Source organism: Fulvivirga aurantia, assembly GCF_009711475.1.
Taxonomy (GTDB): domain Bacteria; phylum Bacteroidota; class Bacteroidia; order Cytophagales; family Cyclobacteriaceae; genus Fulvivirga; species Fulvivirga aurantia.
This window is the reverse complement of record NZ_SMMD01000928.1, coordinates 1-20181: the sequence shown is the minus strand read 5'-3', so window position 1 is coordinate 20181 and position 20181 is coordinate 1. Positions and strand designations below refer to the sequence as shown.

Genomic DNA, 20181 nt, shown 5'->3' with positions numbered 1-20181 from the left:
TTCTATAGGTTTTAGTTGGTCATAATCATTGAGCTTTCTCACTATAAAGAGCCCACCTAAATAGAAGTTGCTTCTTTTAAGCCTCTTTTCTGATCCGATGATTAATTCAAACCAATCAGCTTGTAGATCACTGCGCCTGTCAGAATCTGACAAAGTTGGCCAAATTGAGCTACTGAGTGAATAGCTGTAGCTGTCCTTATACATGCTTAGACCATAACCAAGCCCAAGAAATAGGGTGTTGGTAGCGTCTATTGGTAATAAGTAATTGAGTGATACTACACCAAACTCGCCTTCTGAAGAATAAGTGCCGTTTTCATAAGCATTTTGAGGGTCAAGTTTTGCACTGCCCGCTCTGAAAGTAATTACTACTTTATTCTTATATCTGTAGCCGATACTACCCTGATATTTAGATTCAAAATCTGAAGCGAGTGTAAATAATTTTCCATAATCAAAAGCAAGCTCGATTCCAGAGGTTTTTGCATTAGTAACCTTGGTAGAATCATTATCTTGTGCTGATAGTGACCCTACTGATAATGCCAAGACGAGACTAAAAGTATAAAGTAATCGAAGCTTCATTGCTGTTGCAATTTAGGGTGTCACATGGGAATCTCACACTATCAAATACATTGATGTCTCTTACTTTAATGTTTGTTGCTTCGATAAAGATCTTGCCTTCGGCTACTACTGTATCGCGGTCGTAAATAAAGCTTACGCCATGGCTCATGTTTTCTATTTTTATCAAAAACTCAGAAATATCACTATTAATATTTAAAGGCAGCCTGTAAGCCGTTGCACTGTCTTCAAAAAGCAACTCAGCTTCAGCTCCGAAACCGGTGATAAGATCAAGTTTGACATCACCGGAGTTTATTAGCGTTTTGATTTGATTGAAATCACTTCTTTCTGCACTTAACTCGCTTTTTAAATCTTCTAAAGTTTCAAAATTTTGTGTGTAGTCAGTTGAATCACCAGCCTGAACAAGTGAATCTAGTATAAATACACTATCATCAATATCCGTGATTTGTGCGCTAAGTATCGTAGTCACTGAGTCTAAATAGTTTAAACTATCGGCATTGATAAATTTAGCTCTAATTGATGGTGTCTTTCCATCTATTTCAAGCTCATTGTCTTCACAAGCTACGAGAGCACCAAGACTCAATAAAACTACAAGTAATACGTCAGTGAATCTTTTCATAAAACGGTGGCAAAAATAAGGATTGAGATTGATTGTAGTTTCTTATTTAGCAATTAATACGGATCTACATCAAAAACTATGCGCGTTCCTTTCAAGTCTTTATAATTACTTACCTCAAGTGAAAGTGTTTCAATGATGTCTTTCGCCTTATTAAGATCTATTTTAGCACGTTCTAGCTTTACCCAAATCTCTCTTAAATATTCGTTTCTTATTTTAGAAATCACCGGTTCTTCCGGACCCAGAATACGGGATGCTCCAAGCTGCTCTTTGAGAAGGTTGCCAAGTTTATAAGCAGCTGTTTGAGTTATTTGAGGGTCTTTGCTTTTAATCGTTACTTTTATTAAACGAACAAAAGGAGGGTAATCATGTGCTTCGCGCTCTTGTATTTCTTTTGTGAAAAAAGCCTTGTATCTATAATTGACAATGTCGTGTAATATGGCCTGATCTTTATTTTTGGTTTGTATTACAACCAAGCCTTTTTTATCTCTTCTTCCGGCACGGCCACTTACCTGGGTAGAAAGATAAAAAGTACGCTCAAAAGACCTGAAGTCAGGGAAGTGTAGCATGCGATCAATATCAACAATACCTACCAGGTTTACTTTGTCGAAATCGAGGCCTTTACTTACCATTTGTGTGCCGACAAGGATATCAATATGCCCTGATTCGAAATCGCTTATGATATTTTCGTAACTGTGCTTTCGCCTTGTGGTGTCAAGGTCCATGCGCTGGATTTTTGCCTGAGGGAAAAGCAATGATAACTCTTCTTCCAGCTTTTCTGTGCCAAAGCCCATAGTTTTGAGTGCTGTAGAGCCGCAGGCCTCACAAGCCGAGGGCATTGGTTCTTTATAACCGCAATAATGACAGCGAATCTCAGATTTGTATTGGTGATAAGTGAGGCTCACCGCGCAATTGTTGCATTTTGGTATCCATCCGCACTGTTCGCAGGAGATAAATGGTGAGTAGCCTCTTCTGTTTTGAAAAATAATAACCTGCTCTTTTTGCTCGAGGGTTTGATCAATAGCGTTGATAAGTACAGAAGAGAACTCGCCCTTAACCGTCTTCTTAGCACGTTCTTTAAGCATATCTGCTATCTCAAACTTTGGCAACTCGCCAGCGCCATAGCGTTCATTGAGTTCTACCAGGCCGTATTTGCCACTTTGTGCTAAATGGTAAGACTCAATGGAAGGTGTGGCTGAACCTAATAATACTTTGGCGTGCTGCTTTTTAGCAATCACCTGAGCGACATCCTTGGCATTATACCTTGGGGCCGGGTCGTATTGCTTGTATGATGACTCATGTTCTTCATCCACGATGATCAAGCCGAGGTTATCGAAAGGTAGAAATACAGAGGAGCGAACCCCAATCACAAACTGGTAGCGGCCTGAAAGCACCCCTTTCCAAACTTCTACACGCTCATTGTCTGAGAATTTGGAATGGTATACACCCATTTTGTCACCAAATATTTTCCTCAACCTTACGACAATCTGTGTCGTTAGGGCAATTTCCGGCAATAAGTATAATACTTGGTTTCCACTTTCCAGGGCTTCTTTGATCAGGGAAATGTAAATTTCTGTTTTGCCACTTCCCGTGATGCCATGAAGAAGAGCCGTTGTCTTTTCAGAAAAAATTTCGTGTATACTTTCTTTAACTTGCTGCTGTTTCTCAGAAAGAGTGACTTCTTTAAGCTCTTTTTTGAAATTATCAAAGCGTGATATGATCACTTCAAACTCTTCTAAAATGTTATTTTTAACCAGAGTTTTGATAGAAGACGCAGAAAGCCCTGCGCTGTTAAATTGATTTTTTATAAGTCCCTGCTCGTTTAACTCAGGGCTGTTGTAAACAGGAACATGTTGTAAGTAATATAGTAATACCTCTTCTTGCTTTGGCTGATTGGCAACTTGCTCAAACGTACTTTCTAAAAGTGTTTTGTTCTCAGCGATGGCTTGAGTAAGCCGTATTCTTTTCTCTTTTTTTGGCTTGTACTTCTCTTTTACTTCTTCAAAAATGATAATCGCCTCTTTGTACACCAAAGACTTGATAAGACTATAAACTGTTTTGATATTCAACAATTTACCAATCTCCGTGTAGGTAAGCGACTCGTTTTTTTGCAGTGATTCTATCACTACCTCTTCCTGGTCGCTGAAAGTGGCTTCAGACTCGTAATAATCAAAATGTGGATGTAGCTGCACACGAGATTCGCTGCTCAGTTTTAAACCAGAGGGCAAAGCTACGTTGAGTACTTCACCAATCGTACACATGTAATAGTCGGCAATCCATTGCATAAGATTAATTTGCTCCTCATGCATGACCGGCTCTTCATCAAGTAGCTCTAAAATGTACTTCGCCTCATACTTTGCAGGTGGTGTTTCATGGATATTACCTATTACTCCTGTGAGGATCTTTCGAGAACCAAACTGTACTATTACTCTACTGCCAATTTCTATTGTCTCATTGAGTTCGACAGGAACACGATAGGTAAACATCCTTGGTATGGGTACCGGCAATACCACATCGGCAAAATATGTGGTGCGAGTTTCGTCTGTTTGAGGATTGAGTTCTAATTGAGACATCAGTGGCAAAAATAGAAGATTTTGCGTATTCGTTTTATGAGTTAAGAAAATGTAAAAGGTTGGCCTTTGTTTTACAGCACATAATAATCATCTTTCTCATGCTCAAGGATTCTCACCAGACCAAGGTCCAGGTTTTGCATGAGCTCTCGCCTGGCCCTTCTTTCAGATATGTTGACCAATGAAGCGTATTCTTTCAACGTGATTTTAGGCTTCTTTTTAAGGTAGGAAAGCAATTTCTTTTGATTCTTGTCTAAGGGAGTGGTTGTTTCAACCGGCTCTGAAGCTAGTTGTTTCTCACCTTTAGCTCCTGCCATTAAAGTTTGATCTCTGTGTCTCAGGTAGACCTGCCACTCGTTCTGCTTGTTTTTTGCCCGATGAGGCTTCTCTTTGCTCTCTGGTATTTTAACTAATAAAACGCTTTTCTCATCATGAGGAAACTCATCATCAGTGACAAACACTTCTGTAACCTGAATAGGTAACGCAGGCTCAATGTAGAATGAAACAGCTTCATTGAGAATGTACTTTTCCTGATCCGGATCGACCCCGAAGATTGATCGGTCGTCTTTGATACCAACCAGTAATGTGCCACCAGATGTATTGGCAAGGGCACAAATAGTTTTAGCGATCTTATCAGGCAGATTGAGTCTCTGTTTATACTCTACATGCTGGCCTTCGCCTCGTTCAAGATAAGGTTGTATGTGTTTTTTGCCTTCGAGCGCTTGCTCCGATATGAGATACTGGCTAGACATCGGTACAGCGTTTAGTCATTTATTTTATCAGTTGTTTGAGTGCTTCTGACACCTCTTGTACTGGTAGTTTACATGTTTTATTATAACACACATAAATGGTTGTTTGGTTGTCGATGGCATATTTACTTTTCATCAATGGCAGATCGCTTGAATCAGTAGCTCCCATAATTACTTTATTGGGATAGTAATGCTGCAGTAGTTCATTCCTTTTCTCAGTAGCGTTACTACCCATAATTGAAATTTCTGCAGTAGGTGTGACCATGTAACTGTACAATATAGCCCAGTTTGATAAATAGGCCACCTGATCACCTAACATACTACTCATTCTTGAAAGCATTTCTTTCGACTTTTGTTGATAGTCACGATCATCAAAGATTACTCCCAGCAGGTAAAGGTTAATTGCCATTTGTGAATTAGAGGCTGGAATTACGTTATCAAAAACTTCTTTTTTACGGGCTATTAGTTTTTGCGAACTATCATCTGTGTAATAAAACATACCTTCCTCCTGATCATAAAAATGTTCTAGCGTGTAGTCAGCCATAGACTTTGCTTTTTGCAACCAGTGCTCGTCAAATGTTATTTGATACAGGGCAATAAAGCCATCAATTACGAACGCATAATCTTCCAGATAAGCAGCAATCGAGGCTTTGCCGTCTTTATAACTTCGAAATAGCTTGTCGCCTTCCATCATCTTGGTTTCGATAAACCTGGCATTGTTGACCGCAAGTTTAAGAAAACGCTCATCTTGAAAAGCCTCGTAAGCATCAGCAAGACCTTTGAGCATCAGTCCATTCCACCCTGAGAGTATCTTGTCATCGAGGCCTGGGCGCACCCTTTTGGCTCTCTCGGTAAGAAAAGTCTTATCGGCCTCTCTCACTTTATCTTTTAAATCACCGAGGATGATGTCGTGCTTTTTAGCAAATTCCTCATCAGACTTTGTTTTATGAAGAATGTTTTTTCCATGCTCCCAATTTCCTTTTTCAGTTATGTTATAGTAATCGATGATTAATTCAGCATCATCGCCTAGTAGTTCTCTCACCTCATCAATTGTCCATACGTAGAATTTACCTTCTTCTCCTTCGCTATCGGCATCGAGTGCAGCATAGAAGCCACCTTCATGCAGCATCTCTCTTTCTAGCCAGTCTGTGGTTTGGTAAATCACTTCTTTGTAAAGCTCCTTACCAGTTACGGTGTATGCTTCCGAGTATAGACTCATAAGCTGCCCATTGTCATAAAGCATTTTTTCGAAATGAGGAACGAGCCAGTCTGCGTCTACAGAGTACCTGGCAAAACCGCCACCTGCCTGATCGTAAATGCCTCCATTGGCAATGCCGTCAAGGGTTTCTTCCAGTTGACGCAAAGCATCTTTATCTTCAGACATGTGATAATACCGGAGCAAATAAAGCCAATTTGATGGCATCGGAAATTTTGGAGCCCGATCGAAGCCGCCACGCCTGCGGTCAAATCGTTTCGACATCGATTTGTAGGCCTCGTGTAATATTTTTTTGTCAAAGGCCTTTTCGTCAGGGTTGAGCTCAAATTTTATAACCTCACTTGTTGCTATGGCATTAGTTAATTCTTCTGCCGACTTCTCAATTTCTTCGCGCTTGTTGTCGTAAGCTTTGGCTATGTTGGTGAGCAACTGAGCCCATGATTGCTGAGGGAAGTAAGTGCCACCGTAGAAAGGTTTTTGATCTGAAGTGAGAAATACATTAAGCGGCCATCCGCCATTTTGACCCATGGCCTGCACAGCATCCATGTAAATCTGGTCTACATCTGGTCGCTCTTCTCTATCTACTTTTATAGAAATAAAGTGCTCATTCATAATTTCTGCAATGCTGTCGTTCTCAAAAGATTCACGCTCCATCACATGGCACCAATGACACGAACTGTAGCCTATACTCACAATGATCGGTTTATCTTCGTTTTTTGCTTTCTCTAGCGCTTCTTCTCCCCAGGGATACCAATCTACAGGATTATAAGCATGTTGCTGTAAATAGGGGCTTGAAGCGTTGATTAGTCGATTTGGCTCGCCTTTATGTGCTGATTCCTCCATGGCTTTTTTGTTATTTTGAGAGTTACAATCCGTAAGTAAAACGAAGATGCAGATGTATGTGATTAGCTTCTTCATGTTTTACTCAATTGCTTTTTTAGTACATCAATTTCGTGTGACACATCTAGTCTTTGCTGTATACTCACAAGCTTGTCTATTGTTTGCTTGATAAAATTCTGGTGTTTGGCAGAGGCCGGATTAAATGGCCGATGATTAATTGCAGTTCTCAATTTAGACCAGTCTTTTAATAAACTTTGTGTTTCTGCAGAAAAGTATGCTTTTCCGAATTTATCCCAAATGTAGTTCTCCGCATCGCTATTTGGGTGGATCATATCAGATTTATAAAACCTGTAATCCCGTAGGTCATCCATCATGATCTCATAGCTGGGAAAGTAGTCAATAAAGTCCAGATTTTGAGCTAAAGTGCTACTAGCCACACGCAGGGTTGACTTGCTCAACATGTTTTTCTCTATCGTGTCTTTTGTGTGTCTTACAGGGGAAACTGTGATAATGACTTTCAGGGAAGGGTTAGCTTTTTTTAATCTGGCCAGGACAGGCTCAAGAGCTCCTGTTATTTGCCTTTCACTCAATAGTCGCTTGTTGAATAGTCGCGATGGTAACTTATGGCAGTTGGCGACAATCTCTCCATTGTCTAATCTTTCGTAGATATAAGCGGTACCCACTGTGATGATCAGCCAGTCTGTTTGTTTGAGAAACCTATTGGTTTGACTGATGGCATTATTTATTCGATCTAATACTAACTCTTTGTTGGTATGAGAAAAAGTCGAGTGGAAGTCGAAATGCGCATGAAGCTCCTGAGACTCGGTATAGCCATGATCAGGTGGCTGCTGATTATTATGCGCATATTCTAACAAGTTGGCGATAGAAACCGGATTATAAACAGTGCCAAATGGATTTGATAAAACAGTGAATTTATTTTCCACAAACCTGCTGCCCATACAGTCTGAAAAGCAGGACCCGATCGTCATGATGGGAGTAGAGTGGTCGACTTTATTTTCTTTCTCTCTTAATGTGAGCTCTGTTCTGAACATATTGTAAATGTAAGCATAATTAACAGCTCAATAAAAGTGATGTTCACGCCCCTTGATCATAAAAAAAGCCACCAAAGCAATTAGCATTTGGTGGCTTCAACTCGTAGTGGTTGTTGAGTTTAATCTTCGCTTACTTCAACCTCAAAGGCTGCACTAATGTTTTGATTAATTAGATTATAAACATAAGTATTTAAACTGGCATCAACAATCACAAGACCATCTGCATTTGCATTGGCCAATTCAAAATCGATGTCTCTGAAAAGCAACGCAAAATCTATCTCTGCAACAATGTTTTTGACAGCGCCCGCTGTTACCTCAAAGCCATTGTCACTTTCAATTTCGATGCTCAAAGCTTTTTTGAGCATGTATTTAAAAGCGATTTTCTCATCTTTGTCATTGATGTAGTTACCTTCTACTATGATAGAAGCATCATTGTCTAGAAAAGTGCCGAATTCAATTTCTATTTCGTTATAAGTATCAGCTGCAAGTTCAGCCATACCAAATTCAGGATTGCTGGTACCTGTTAGCAAGTCTACCTCATAGTTGCCTTCAAATTCTACCTCAGTCTCAGTTTCATTGTCAGATTCTATTTCTACTTTAGAAACCGCTGCTGTAGCAGAAGTAATTTCTAAACCAGCCATCACACGTCCGCTGGTATTATTGCTGTTATTTGAGCTTTTCATGTTAAAGGTAGCCTGACCTTTTTCGTTGACTACCATGTTTTCATCATCCTCGTTACAGCTTACCGCTACAGCCAATAATGTAGACAATGCCAATGTGTTTAATAGGTACTTCATTCGTTGTTTTTTTGGTTTTTAAATTTTAGTTCTTTCGGTCGTATAAACCACCATTGGTACGCTAAAAGTGCCCGGCTATTGTTGCATAAAAGTCTAACTGCAGTTATAAGCGACAGTAGGAAGAAATTGACTACAAGCGGTAGAACAAAGGGGGTAGCAGTATTGGATAAACTGCATAAAAAAGAGGCTGTCTCAAAGTTGTAAAACAATTCTTACAGGTCATTCTGACGAAGGAAGAATCTTACTAAGAGTATCGCAAGATCACTTTTTGTTAGTAAAATCCTTCGCATACTCAGGATGACTCACCTTTTGAGACAGCCTCTTTTTCAGATATTATGGAAAGTAGAAGAGTAGTAATCACAGGGATGGGAGTCTTGACCCCCATAGGTAATAATGTATCGACTTTTTGGGAAAATGCGCTTAAGGCCAAATCCGGAGCAGGGCCAATTACAAAATTCGATACATCGCTTTTCAAAACTAAGTTTGCATGTGAGCTCAAAGATTTTAATCTGGAGAATCATTTTGATAGAAAAACGATCAGAAAAAATGATCCATTTACCTTATATGCCTTGGTTGCAGCCAGAGAAGCTATGCAGCATGCCGGTATAGATCTATCTCAAGTTGATAAAGATAAGTTTGGTACAATTTGGGCTTCAGGTAATGGTGGTATTACCACATTTGAGAATGAAGTAATGGAATATGCCAAATCTGAGCAAGGGCCGAGATTTTCTCCGTTTTTCATACCCAAAATTCTGGCAGATACACCATCGGGTGCGATAGCTTTGGAGCATGGTTTAAGAGGTATAAATTATTGTACAGTAAGTGCCTGCGCTTCTTCAACCTCAGCAATAATGGATGCCTTCAATTACATCAAATGGGGTAAAGCTGAGCTGATGATAGCTGGGGGGTCAGAAGCTCCGATTACACAGGCGGGTATAGGTGGTTTTAATGCAATGAAAGCGTTGTCAACAAATAACGATAATCCTCTTGAGGCCAGCAGGCCTTTCGACAAAGAGCGTGATGGATTTGTAATGGGAGAAGGTGCAGGAGCGTTGGTGTTAGAAACACTAGAGCACGCACAGTCACGGGGGGCTCACATAATTGCAGAACTCGTGGGAGCAGGAATGTCAAATGATGCTTACCATAGCACAGCCACACATCCGGAAGGTGCAGGAGCGCAGCTGGCTATGAAAATGGCTCTTGAAGAAGCAGGAATTTCTACCGAAAAAATAGATTACATCAACCTGCATGCTACCAGTACGCCTGTAGGTGATGCTTCAGAAATAAAAGCAATAGAAGGTTTGTTTGGTGAGTCATACAAAAAAGTAAGCCTTAGCGCTACCAAATCTATGACAGGGCATTTGCTAGGTGCAGCCGGGGCCATAGAGGCAATTTTAACTATTAAAGCCACACAGGATAACGTAATACCCCCGACCATAAATACAAAAAACGTAGATGAAGAGCTACAAGGGGTTGATCTTACGCTCGGTGGTAAAGTTGAGAAAGAAGTAAACTATGCGATAAGCAATACATTTGGTTTTGGTGGTCATAACGCTATTGCGGTATTCAAGAAGTGGTCTCAAAACTCATAGAACGAGCTTAAGTAAAGGCCTTAACTGAGAATCAGCTTATATTTTTTCATGTAACCATTCGCTAAAGTCGAGATAGTCAATGATTTCAGCTTTTTGGTGATCATCAATATCTTTAAAAATCTCTTGACTAAAATCCTTGAAAATTTCCCGATGGTCAAAAGTGGCGGATGTGCTCAGTTTTGAAAAGAATTTGAGCAGTCGTTTTTCAAATGTTTGAGGTTTTCTCAATTTATTTAAAAAACGCCTTGTGGCATCAACAGCATACTTCAATACTATAATATTGCCCAATTCGTAATGAATGATCAGTAAAAGAAATCGTGCATAAACCTGTATGTCATGTCGTTCTGCGCTTTGCAGGTCGTTAATAATTTCGTTTAAGTTCTTGAGTGAAGAGGAAAAATGCTTAAGCTTAAAATTGATATAGGCAAACTGGTAATAGAATGATACAAGGTAGGAGTCTGCAATGTAACTAAGGTTGTTTTGCAGGAAAGACTGTATTTCATTGATCAGCAGTCCTCCTTTTTGCCATTCTTTTGTATCTCGGTATAACTCAAGTTCTACATTGTAGGTTTTCATGAAGATCTTAACGGTGTGGTTATCCTGCTTCAAACCGTATCTATCTGGCACAGCTCTTATTTTAGTTAACATATCTATGGCTTCGTGCACTGGTCGCTTCATATGTAGTAGTGCTCCCATTTTATTATTCAGGGCAGTCACATAGCTGTCAGGATTTTCTTTAATCAGGTGTGGTCGCTTTTCAAACTCATCTATTAAAGTTGTAATGGCTCCAAGACCACTTTCTGGGTTACCTCCAAAAGCATTAACCACATACTGTAAATGATAATAGAGGGTTAAGGCTGAAAAGCTCAAAGCATTCTGCTTATCTGCTACCAGCGGATATTTCCTAAGTACATCGATTGAGTTTTCATTACTGCTTTCATCAAAGATATTGTAAGCCAGATGTACGTATTGGTTGATGTTACTGAGTTTTTCTAACACCTCTGCTTCATACCGGATAATCTGGTTTACATATATTGCGGCCTTTACACTTCCTTTTTGTGCTATGAGCAATCGCCTTTCCCAACTTAGCACCTCTAGTAGTTCAGTAAATTTCTCATACTTCTCAGCTACTTTTCTAGCACGCTTTACGGCATCATAGCACTGGTCATAGAGCTCTTTTTTATAGAGAATTTCTATATCGAGTAATAATTCATGAAGCTGATGGCGGTAACTACTGCTGGCATAAAAACCGCGCAGACTTTTAAGTATTTGTTTAGAAAGATAGTTTTTAGTCACATGAAATTGTCTGCCATAACTTTGGTTACTAAAATGTGCAGCCATGGCTTTGTCATCCATTTCCTCTTGAGTATCTACAAAATCGAAGACTTTCAGGTAGTTTTTGGTTCCCTCTGTAACTGTTTGGTTGAGTTTGAAATATCTCTTTTCAGACTTTGTGAGTGATTTTATTAGTGAATATAAAGCCCCTTTTTTAGCCATAGAAACTTACGTTTTATTACGTTAAATAAACGAAAAATAATCATATAGGGCACATATATCGCATTATATAGAAATTAAAAGTTTACGAAATAGAGATTTTTCAATATACTTTATTTGCTTAGAATTCTACCTTTATACCCATCGATCGTTGAATAATATTACCAAGCTTGGTCTCAACTCAGAACAATCAAATGATTTTTAAAACTAAAAACTAACAACAATGGCAAACGCAATTAGCTGGTTCGAAATACCGGCAAACGATTTAAACAGAGCATGTGATTTCTATGCAAAGGTGCTCAGTCAGGATGTGCACACACAAGACATAAATGGATTGACAATGGGCTTCCTCCATAATGGAGAAGATGGTGTTGGAGGTGCACTTGTAAAAGGAGAGGGATACTTACCTTCAGCAGAAGGTGCTTTGGTCTACCTTAACGGTGGAGAAGACTTAAGCGCTCCACTCTCAAAAGTAGAGGAATTTGGAGGCCAGGTGGTGCTACCTAAAACGAAAATATCTGATGAAATCGGCTACTTTGCCATTTTCATTGATAGCGAGGGCAACAAGGTAGCCTTTCACTCACCGAATTAATTATTTGAAGGTACTGGAAATAGCTCCAGTACCTTTTTATTTAAATTTTATGATTATGGCTATAAGTGCAGACTATCTTAAATACGTGGAAGAACAATTGTCTGAGTTTGAAGGAATTGACTCTAAAAAGATGTTTGGAGGCATCGGTTTTTTTAAAGAAGGATTAATGTTTGGTATGCTAGGAGGCGAAGTTTTTCGCTTAAAAGTAGATGACCAAAATAAGGCAGATTACGAGAAGTATGGTATGAAACCTTACCACTCAGACAAAAAGAAAAAAGGCATGCCTTATTGGGAGGTGCCCGAAGAAATTCTGAAAGACAAAAGGGAACTTAAGGTTTGGGCTTCTAAAGCATTTGATGCAGCTCAGAGGGCCAAAAAGTAGCTTTAAAAATCGTCAGCTATATTTTCTACCACTTGTTTCTTCTCTTCTTTTCTTTTCTCAACCATAAGGTGGGAGTAATAGGTCATGGCGATCTTATTCTTTGAGTGTGAACCGTATTCTAATTTAAGCTTGTCAGTGCTCCAGTAATAAACTTCGGACCGATAGCCGTATTTTGGCTCACCAAAAAGCTTTTTCATCCCTTTGTAGAGGTTGGGGTCTTTTTCGGTGACTACATTGATCTGATAAATGCTGTCTTTATAAGCGTAAACTTCCAGATCGTAGATTTTGAGCTTTCCAATGCTTTCATAATGCCCTTTTTTGGCGGTATAAAGTGTGCTATTTGGGAATGTCTCATCGATATTTACATCATCTTTTTTGAGCTCGAGACCCTCATATGCCGATACGCTACTGGTAAGTTTAATGTCTTTGAAGCCGTTTCGTTTTTCTAACTCCTCAACACCCTGACCGTATACTATAGTAGGAAGTAAAATGAATAATAGCCAAACCTTGCGCAACATAGACCCTGATCTTTTTTGTGAAAGCCTGAATTTAATCAATGTAAAAGAAAATTGCGTTTTGAAAGAAAAAATTTTAAAAAGTATCATTGATTATTACTATATTGAGTCAGTATTTTAAAAGATGAGCAACGATTTATACGATAAAACGAGACAACTGCTTAAAGAACTCAACCACTTTATCATACACGTTGTACTTTACTTTTTTGCCAACCTTGGGCTTATCATTACTGCGTTTGGCGATTTGCAAAAGCGCTGGTGGATTTTCTTTATCGTACTATTTTGGGCAATTCTCATCATCTACCATGGCCTGAAGGTTTATGGCATAGATTTACTAAATCGTAAAGACAAACGAAGCAGACTACTTTTTGGTTGGTTGATGAAACTTACAGCAAGTTAGGCTTCCATCGCCTCAATCACACCTTTTAGAATTTCATTACCAAAATCTCGATTCTTGTTGTTGGTGCTTACCTCTACTCTTATGGCTTTAAGGCCTTGAGCTCCCTGCAACTCTTCCAACTCAAAATACTCAACCTCATCGGCCAAGTAATTTATTGACTGTAAATAGTTGATATACTGCTCATATTCTTTGGCCTCTCTCTGTTGGGTATACACAATGCTTATTTTACCAGGTTGGGTAAGTCGCTCTTTTGTGTTTTTTATGAATGCCTTATCAATACGCTTTTTCACGATTTCGTAGCGGATGTTATAAGCTCCATCTACATCAAAGTGTTTCTCATCTTGTCTAAACTTGATAGAAAGTGGGTCACCGTGCACCAAGATCAATTGTGTTATATCAAGTTTCTTTGGTAGCTCCTGCTTGAGTTGCTCTATGCTTGAGGCGATTTCACACATGGTAATGAGTTGCCATAATCGCATGTTTCGAAGGTATATTTCATCGAAGCGCTGATTTTTTACTAAAGAGTCGCCTAAATAAATATTATACTCGACACCATCGGTCTTGTATTTTTCAAAATAATGAGGAAAGATTTCCTGAGCTTGCTTTTCAACCTTGTCCAGGTAATTAGAAATGTTTTCGTTTATCCTGGTAAGACTCACTTCAAAATCTTTTCTTTTATCATAGATCACACCCAAATCCGGATCGAGCTGCTCTTCATATTTTTCAATAATCGGTCTTAATGCTTCCTCATTTTCTTTGAAGTGCTTAAACATCGGCACGATATCAAACTTGAGAAAATCGAGTACAGATGACTCATCTCCCGAATTAAGTCCTGAGGAGATTATATTAAGTTGATCTTCTACCCGATGGCTGATTTCATCGAGAATAGGCATCTTTTTGTGCTCGAGTAGTTTGGCAATTACAGCCTTAACCTCAGAGAGGTTTTTCTTAAGATCTTCTTGAATGGCTGCACTGCGTTCTCCAGATGAATTGCGAATATCCGACATACCATAAATAGGGTATACATCTTCAAAAACGATATTACCGAGCTCCATTTTTGCTCCATTTTTTCTATCGTGAAGTATTTTATATCCCTCTTCAAGAAATTTCCACTCCACTGCTGGGTGTATCGCTGTGCATTGTTCTTGTATGATCGCTCTTACTTCAGTTTGCATTTCGCCTAGCACACGCCTTACAGCTGCTGTAAACATCGGCAATACATTTTCTAGCTGCCCAACATTTACTGGGTTAAGCTTGCCGACATATGGTGTGCCAAACTCAAGCATACCGATAACCTCATCATCAAATATGAGCGGTGCTATTACTATATTTTTAATGTCTGCCTTGATAAGGCCTTTCTCGACCTCTGTCTTTTTGGATATCTCTTCGAGGTTTTCAATCACTACTGGCTTTTTTTGTAAGTAGGCCTGGTCATATACAGAGTCTACAAAGCAAGCACAGCTTTTATTATCATCACCTACCAGGAAACCATGCCAATCATTAGCCCCATAATTTGAGACGATATTATTATTGCTATCGAAGTAAGTAAGTCCCATTTTAAGCTCAGGTAGCTTAAATATTGACCTTACTTTTTGTTGTATCGTAGTGAAGTTATTGCCGCAAGTCACTGCGTCTTTTCTGAGCAAATCGTATTTAATGCTCGAAAGCATCTCTTCAACAGTAACATCTATGAGTCTGAAAATAGAAAATCCCTCAAACTCAAACTGCTCTGGTTTCAGATATTTGAGCCACATATCAGGATCGTACATATTGTCTAGAAGAGTACGAATTATATTTTTATCTATATCCGGCAACTCACCCTTGCTCACAATGTCGGTAAATTGCAGATCAATTACGATTTTATAAATACGCTCAAGCCCCGAGTCTACATCAGGTACATTTACCAAAATCGGTTTGTCGATCTCTATTTTGGTACCATAAAATTTGTTTAAAATTTCTATACCGGCATGTATAATCTTTCCTGTTCTAAAATCGTTACCCGGTAGGTTGATTTTAAGATCGTCTCGAATTTTATCTTCTGGTATGATCTCTCTGTAACCGGGTGTGGCATAGAAACCTTCCATTTGGAATGGAATCATAGCTGCGGCCAGGTCTTTTTCGATCATGGCAGGAGGAAATACAGCGCTTAAGAGTAGGCCTACTAAGTCTTCATGCTCTTTAAGCATTTTGAGGTCTTTAATAGGCTTTTTGAGTTCGGGGGCATTATCTATAAGAGCTTTAATGTGCTTTTGCGGAAAGCCACTAAACACTCTGTTGTTTTCCAGGTTCGATTCCCAATACTCAATCAGTTTGGCGAGATTGAGTGAGGCTTTAAACGGAAAATCGTGGTTATTATTAGTATTGGTTTTCTTGCTCATAGGTTTTGTTGTCGTAACTCTGATAACGATAATTAATTCAAATAAGTTTTGTCAGTGGGCTATTGGTAAATAAGGCCTTCTAATTACTTTTAAAGCAGGAAATTGTCTGAATTTTTATCACTAGCTTTACTTGAGATTTCTATTGAATAGCGGCACATGAGAAGAGTGAATTTATATGCAATAATCATGATCTACTGGATGGTTTTCATGCAGTTGTCTGCTCTATTTACCCGTGCGTTTCTCAACGGCTTGTTAGAAATTACCAGTATTACAAAATTTAATAACCCGCTGGTTTATTATCTCACCTCGCCTTTTCAACAGTTAGAAGCTATTATTTTTGGGCTCTTTTTCGGGGTATTATTTATAGCCATTCATGAGCTGTCAGAAAAAATAAACCTTAACACCAAAAACTTCGGTCGCATTATATTCTTCAAAAGTGTAATGTACCTGATTGGGTTTGCGCTTTCTGCGGTTTTAGTCTATTCGATTGTGGGTAACTTTTCTATTTTTCCCAAAGAGTCTATCAAAGAATTGATTCACCTCAAATCGTTTCAATCGCTATTTTTTATAGGGCTATCAATACTTGCCGGACAGACCTTTCTACTCAATTTCATTGTGCAGGCTATCGTGAAGTTTGGTCAGAATAATTTACTCAATTTCTTAACGGGTAAGTACAGAGCTCCTATTGTGGAGGATAGAGTTTTTCTATTTATAGACCTCAAATCCTCTACCACTATTGCAGAGCAACTGGGAAGCATCAAATACTCAAGGTTAATAAAAAGCTGTTTTGATGAAGTAAATAAGCTGGTTGATAAATATAAAGCAGACATCTATCAATATGTGGGTGACGAGGTGGTACTCACCTGGAGAACGGATAAAGTGATTAAAAATCATAATCACTTGAAGCTCTATTATGCTTTACAGGAAGCGTTTGAAAAGCGAAGCAGGTATTATCAAAAAAAATACGGGGTGGTACCTGAGTTTAAAGCTGGCGTACATGGAGGCTTGGTCACCGTGACGGAGATAGGGAACATCAAGCGGGATATTGCCTATCATGGCGATGTGCTAAATACTGCATCGCGTATTCAAGGCCTGTGTAATGAACACAATGAAAGCTTACTTACCTCAGGTGAATTATTGGCCCGATTAGAGTCAATAAATGGTTATCAGGTACGCCATATTGGTGAGATTACGCTCAAAGGCAAAACAAATGCTGTAGCTGTAAGTGCTGTACGTAAGCTGGAAAGAGCCTAAATCTCAAAAGGTATAGCGCAGGCCAATGCCGTGAGCAGATAGCTGTATCCTCTCCAGGATAGCATTGATTTTTTTCGACTCCTGGTTATGCATGAGATAAGAGCCGAGGTCAAACAAAAACAAAAAAGCGCCCTGAAGAATAAGCGATTCTCCAAAACCTTCTAATCTATTACTTTCGTCTTTTTGCCCTTTAGTTTTTAAAAACAGCCCGGTGGTTACGTACGCCAGATCTAAGCCTGTATTTAGCAAAAGTATTCGCTGCAGCTGATTTTGCTTCTCTATAGTTTTTTGAAGTGAATACTGCTTGTTCAGTTCTTTTCTGGCACTAAGATATCCCACAGTGGCGATAGCAAGATTTACAGTATTCCAATACAGATTCATGTCATAAAAGTACTTGTCGCTCCCGGAGGCATTTTGCTTCAATATTGGACTTGAGATTATATTGACAGTAGCCCAACTGCCTAAAATCAGCATTCCTGTCTGGGTCTTTTTTATCCGTTGTTGGTTTATTTCTTCCAGGCTTTGCGCCTTGCAGCAAACGCTAGCACAGAGGAGTATGAGCAGGGCTAAAGTACATTTCATGCTATTGCTCGATCAATGATTCACCATTAAGATCGGTCGTTACAATTTCTGTCATGTAATCAAGAAATGGTCTCATCTTGCTGAACCCTTCACTGGCCTTATCGATAAAGTCGTTACTCAGCACTTCTTCATCAGTAAAATTATGTACGAGTATAAATCCTTTATGCCTCAGTAGGTCTATAGCCGGATGATCTTTAGTATAACCTTTAGGCGCGGTTTTCACCTTTTCTCCCTCTAGATTTCCAAAATACTGTTCGATGTTATCGCTATTCAGTATTTCTCTCAACTCATCTGGGTTCTGCTCAATTTGTTTTCTAATCAGGTTTAGATCTTCGGGGTTTGGCCTCCAAAACCCACCGGCAATTACTGAAGCACCCGGCTCAACCCTTAAATAGTAGCCACCTCTACGGCTTTCTGAGGCACGCGTAAAATGTGCACTTCTATGAAGATTATAAGGCGTTTTGTCTTTAGAAAATCTTACATCTCTGTAAATACGATAAATTTTGGTGCCCGAATCATCAAGCACATCATGAGCTTTCATTTTCTCACCAAGCGTAAAAACGAAGTCTTTAAACTCTTGCTGGGAGGTGTCATAAATACCCTTGTTTTCTTTAAACCAGTCACGGTCATTATTCCTGGCGATTTGTTTGAGAAAGCTCATTGTCTGTTTCATAAAGTAAGTAACGACACTGTTACTATGAGGTTTAAATAAGTATTTATTTATTAAATTACAGGTCGTGGTAAACTATAATTTCTCATTTGGGGTTTGCTGTACTTACGTCCTTTACAAGCATGAAGTACCTGGTTATTAGTCTATTGTCGTTTGTGGTAATAAACGCCTCTGCCCAGCAGCAGGCCACAGCCCCTGTTGATAATAGCATCGTCACTCCTTACAGACCGAGAGTGGCTGAGTTTACAATATCTAATTTGTATGAGTACACTACGCACTCAAACTCAAAGCAGTTTGGTAATAAAACCTGTGAGATAGAAAGCGATACCAAAATAAAGGCACGTCTTGGCATCCCTTTTATTATAAAAAATGATCTGCTGGCCGGTCTACAGCTCAAATATGACCGACAGACTTTTGGGTTGGAGTTTGAGGACTCTTACCCTTATGAACTATACGACTACATTCAGCACACACATTTTGAAAGTTTGGGGGCTCGATTCTTCTTTCAAAAAACTATTGGTGAAGGAAAAACTTTATCTGGTGTGGCTGGGGTCGAAATAAAATCTGATAAGCTGGTGTGGAACGAGGGCACCTCAAAGTATTTCGTAAACCTTAACTATAAAGTACAGAAAAACGAAAATGTAAAAATAGGTGGTGGAATTGCCCTGGCTTATACCTTAGGGGCTCCTCAGATCTATCCTATTTTCTTTTATGAGAATAGGCTTTCTAAAAAATGGACCATGGATCTGGCACTTCCCAAAGCGGTCGTGATGCGGTACAGAGCTTCTGATAAATTCTTTATAAGTGCCAAAACCGAAGTAAAAGGTTGGAGATATGCTGTTCATAATGAGGAGCTGTACGATCATGAAACTCTTACATTGCGCAAGTCTGATTTACGATTTGGGCTCAACCTGGAGCATGAAATCCATGATTGGTTATGGGCAGGTGTAGATGCCGGATACTCTAAAAACCTTAGACACTACTTAGCTAAAATTGGTGATCGAAGGAGAGATGCGATTATCGACCTTGAAAGTTCAAACGCTCCCTATGTAAATGTGAGTTTATTTATAGTGCCCCCGAGAAAGATTTATAACAAGCGATAGTCTTTACTTTTTCAAAGGCCGCTTCTTTACCATTCCTCCTTTTGTATCTTTCAGGCTGTTCATGATAAGAAATGCGCCTGCATCAATCTTATTGATTTCAGTTTGCAGTTTAGCGATCTCTAACCGCGTGATTACCGTAAAAAGTATTTCGGTGTCTTTGAGAGTTTCACCTTCTTTGGCATACCCTCCCTTACCATTGTAGATAGTGACACCACGACCTAGCTTCTCAATGATCATTAAGCGTATGGCATCGGTTTGTTTTGAGATGATTGTAACTCCCGTATATTCTTCAACCCCTTCAATTACGAAATCAACAGTTTTCGATGCTGCCAGGTATGTGAGAATAGCATAAAGCGCGATTTCTACCGACAAAATGTAAGCACCACATGAGAAGATAACGATATTGAAAATGAGAATAACGTCACCAATAGTTAAGCCGGTTTTCTTACTTAAATAAATGGCCAAAACTTCGGTGCCGTCAAGTACAGCACCACCCCTCATGGCCAGGCCTATTCCCGCGCCTAAAAAGAACCCGCCAAATACCGCTATGAGTAGCTTATCGTCAGTTACGATCGGGTATGGTATAATATGTACGGCAATCGCGAGACCGACAATGGCCAACATGCTTTTGAGGGCAAAGCTTCGTCCGATTTGCAAAGCGCCAAGCGTAATGAATGGCAGGTTTATTACTATAAGTAATATAGAGAGGGAGTAACCCGTGAGCTCCAACACAAGTAATGAGATACCAGTTACACCACCATCGATAAAGGAGTTGGGTATAAGAAAACCTTCCAGACCGAAACCAG

Annotated in this window: 19 protein-coding genes; 6 read left to right on the top strand and 13 right to left on the bottom strand. The window is 39.3% G+C overall.

All coding sequences use genetic code 11. The features are described 5' to 3' along the window. From E1176_RS17805 to E1176_RS17775, 7 genes are all read right to left on the bottom strand, one after another. The coding region (locus E1176_RS17805) for a DUF6048 family protein (protein ID WP_155212401.1) at positions 1-576 on the bottom strand (576 nt) is incomplete at its 3' end. Next, positions 548-1192: a hypothetical protein gene (locus E1176_RS17800; protein WP_155212400.1), complete on the bottom strand. Its 645-nt coding sequence runs from the start codon at positions 1190-1192 to the stop codon at positions 548-550. The genes E1176_RS17800 and E1176_RS17805, both read right to left, overlap by 29 nt. 53 nt (positions 1193-1245) lie before the next feature. Continuing rightward, on the bottom strand, positions 1246-3762 hold the full coding sequence (gene priA, locus E1176_RS17795) for a replication restart helicase PriA (RefSeq protein ID WP_155212399.1): 2517 nt from the start codon (positions 3760-3762) through the stop codon (positions 1246-1248). A gap of 71 nt (positions 3763-3833) precedes the next feature. Continuing rightward, complete coding sequence (locus E1176_RS17790; RefSeq protein WP_155212398.1) at positions 3834-4511, bottom strand: AlbA family DNA-binding domain-containing protein; 678 nt, start codon at positions 4509-4511, stop codon at positions 3834-3836. A 19-nt stretch (positions 4512-4530) separates the two neighbouring features. Further along, complete coding sequence (locus E1176_RS17785) at positions 4531-6642, bottom strand: thioredoxin domain-containing protein (RefSeq protein WP_343030559.1); 2112 nt, start codon at positions 6640-6642, stop codon at positions 4531-4533. Further along, positions 6639-7616: a GSCFA domain-containing protein gene (locus E1176_RS17780; protein WP_155212397.1), complete on the bottom strand. Its 978-nt coding sequence runs from the start codon at positions 7614-7616 to the stop codon at positions 6639-6641. Before E1176_RS17780 ends, E1176_RS17785 begins: the two co-directional genes overlap by 4 nt. Positions 7617-7735: 119 nt before the next feature. Further along, positions 7736-8413, bottom strand: coding sequence for a DUF4382 domain-containing protein (locus E1176_RS17775; RefSeq protein ID WP_155212396.1), 678 nt, complete (start codon positions 8411-8413; stop codon positions 7736-7738). 335 nt (positions 8414-8748) lie between these two features. On the opposite strand from E1176_RS17775, the gene fabF reads away from it, so the two are divergent. Beyond that, entirely contained in the window at positions 8749-10005 is a 1257-nt protein-coding gene (gene fabF, locus E1176_RS17770; protein WP_155212395.1) for a beta-ketoacyl-ACP synthase II, read from the top strand. 36 nt (positions 10006-10041) lie between these two features. On the opposite strand, the gene E1176_RS17765 is transcribed toward fabF, so the two are convergent. Then, positions 10042-11502 carry a hypothetical protein gene (locus E1176_RS17765; protein ID WP_155212394.1) on the bottom strand — a complete coding sequence of 487 codons (1461 nt, stop codon included), beginning with the start codon at positions 11500-11502 and terminating at the stop codon, positions 10042-10044. Between the two features lie 220 nt (positions 11503-11722). Between E1176_RS17765 and E1176_RS17760 the strand changes: the two genes are divergently transcribed. Together E1176_RS17760 and E1176_RS17755 are read left to right on the top strand one after the other, a co-directional pair. Next, the gene (locus E1176_RS17760; RefSeq protein WP_155212393.1) at positions 11723-12091 is read left to right on the top strand and encodes a VOC family protein; all 369 of its coding nucleotides are present in this window, start codon (positions 11723-11725) and stop codon (positions 12089-12091) included. 55 nt (positions 12092-12146) lie between these two features. After that, positions 12147-12473 (top strand): TfoX/Sxy family protein, encoded by a 327-nt coding sequence (locus E1176_RS17755; protein ID WP_155212392.1) that lies wholly within the window; start codon positions 12147-12149, stop codon positions 12471-12473. Positions 12474-12475: 2 nt separating this feature from the next. Here the strand turns inward: E1176_RS17755 and E1176_RS17750 are convergent, their stop codons facing one another. Then, entirely contained in the window at positions 12476-12991 is a 516-nt protein-coding gene (locus tag E1176_RS17750; RefSeq protein WP_155212391.1) for a hypothetical protein, read from the bottom strand. Positions 12992-13112: 121 nt separating this feature from the next. Here E1176_RS17750 and E1176_RS17745 point away from each other — a divergent pair, with 121 nt between their 5' ends. Further along, positions 13113-13388: a 2TM domain-containing protein gene (locus E1176_RS17745; RefSeq protein ID WP_155212390.1), complete on the top strand. Its 276-nt coding sequence runs from the start codon at positions 13113-13115 to the stop codon at positions 13386-13388. Here E1176_RS17745 and E1176_RS17740 read toward each other — a convergent pair. Beyond that, positions 13385-15766 (bottom strand): GAF domain-containing protein, encoded by a 2382-nt coding sequence (locus E1176_RS17740; RefSeq protein WP_155212389.1) that lies wholly within the window; start codon positions 15764-15766, stop codon positions 13385-13387. The genes E1176_RS17745 and E1176_RS17740 overlap by 4 nt on opposite strands. Before the next feature lie 156 nt (positions 15767-15922). Here E1176_RS17740 and E1176_RS17735 point away from each other — a divergent pair, with 156 nt between their 5' ends. Further along, positions 15923-17020: an adenylate/guanylate cyclase domain-containing protein gene (locus tag E1176_RS17735; protein WP_155212388.1), complete on the top strand. Its 1098-nt coding sequence runs from the start codon at positions 15923-15925 to the stop codon at positions 17018-17020. 3 nt (positions 17021-17023) lie between these two features. Here E1176_RS17735 and E1176_RS17730 read toward each other — a convergent pair whose 3' ends face one another. After that, positions 17024-17602 (bottom strand): DUF6992 family protein, encoded by a 579-nt coding sequence (locus E1176_RS17730; RefSeq protein ID WP_155212387.1) that lies wholly within the window; start codon positions 17600-17602, stop codon positions 17024-17026. Position 17603: 1 nt separating this feature from the next. Then, on the bottom strand, positions 17604-18263 hold the full coding sequence (locus tag E1176_RS17725) for a DUF2461 domain-containing protein (RefSeq protein WP_246206130.1): 660 nt from the start codon (positions 18261-18263) through the stop codon (positions 17604-17606). Positions 18264-18394: 131 nt separating this feature from the next. Here E1176_RS17725 and E1176_RS17720 point away from each other — a divergent pair, with 131 nt between their 5' ends. Then, positions 18395-19375 (top strand): DUF6268 family outer membrane beta-barrel protein, encoded by a 981-nt coding sequence (locus E1176_RS17720; RefSeq protein ID WP_155212385.1) that lies wholly within the window; start codon positions 18395-18397, stop codon positions 19373-19375. 3 nt (positions 19376-19378) lie between these two features. Here E1176_RS17720 and E1176_RS17715 read toward each other — a convergent pair. Further along, on the bottom strand, positions 19379-20181 hold an 803-nt coding region (locus tag E1176_RS17715), incomplete at its 5' end, for a YitT family protein (RefSeq protein ID WP_155212384.1).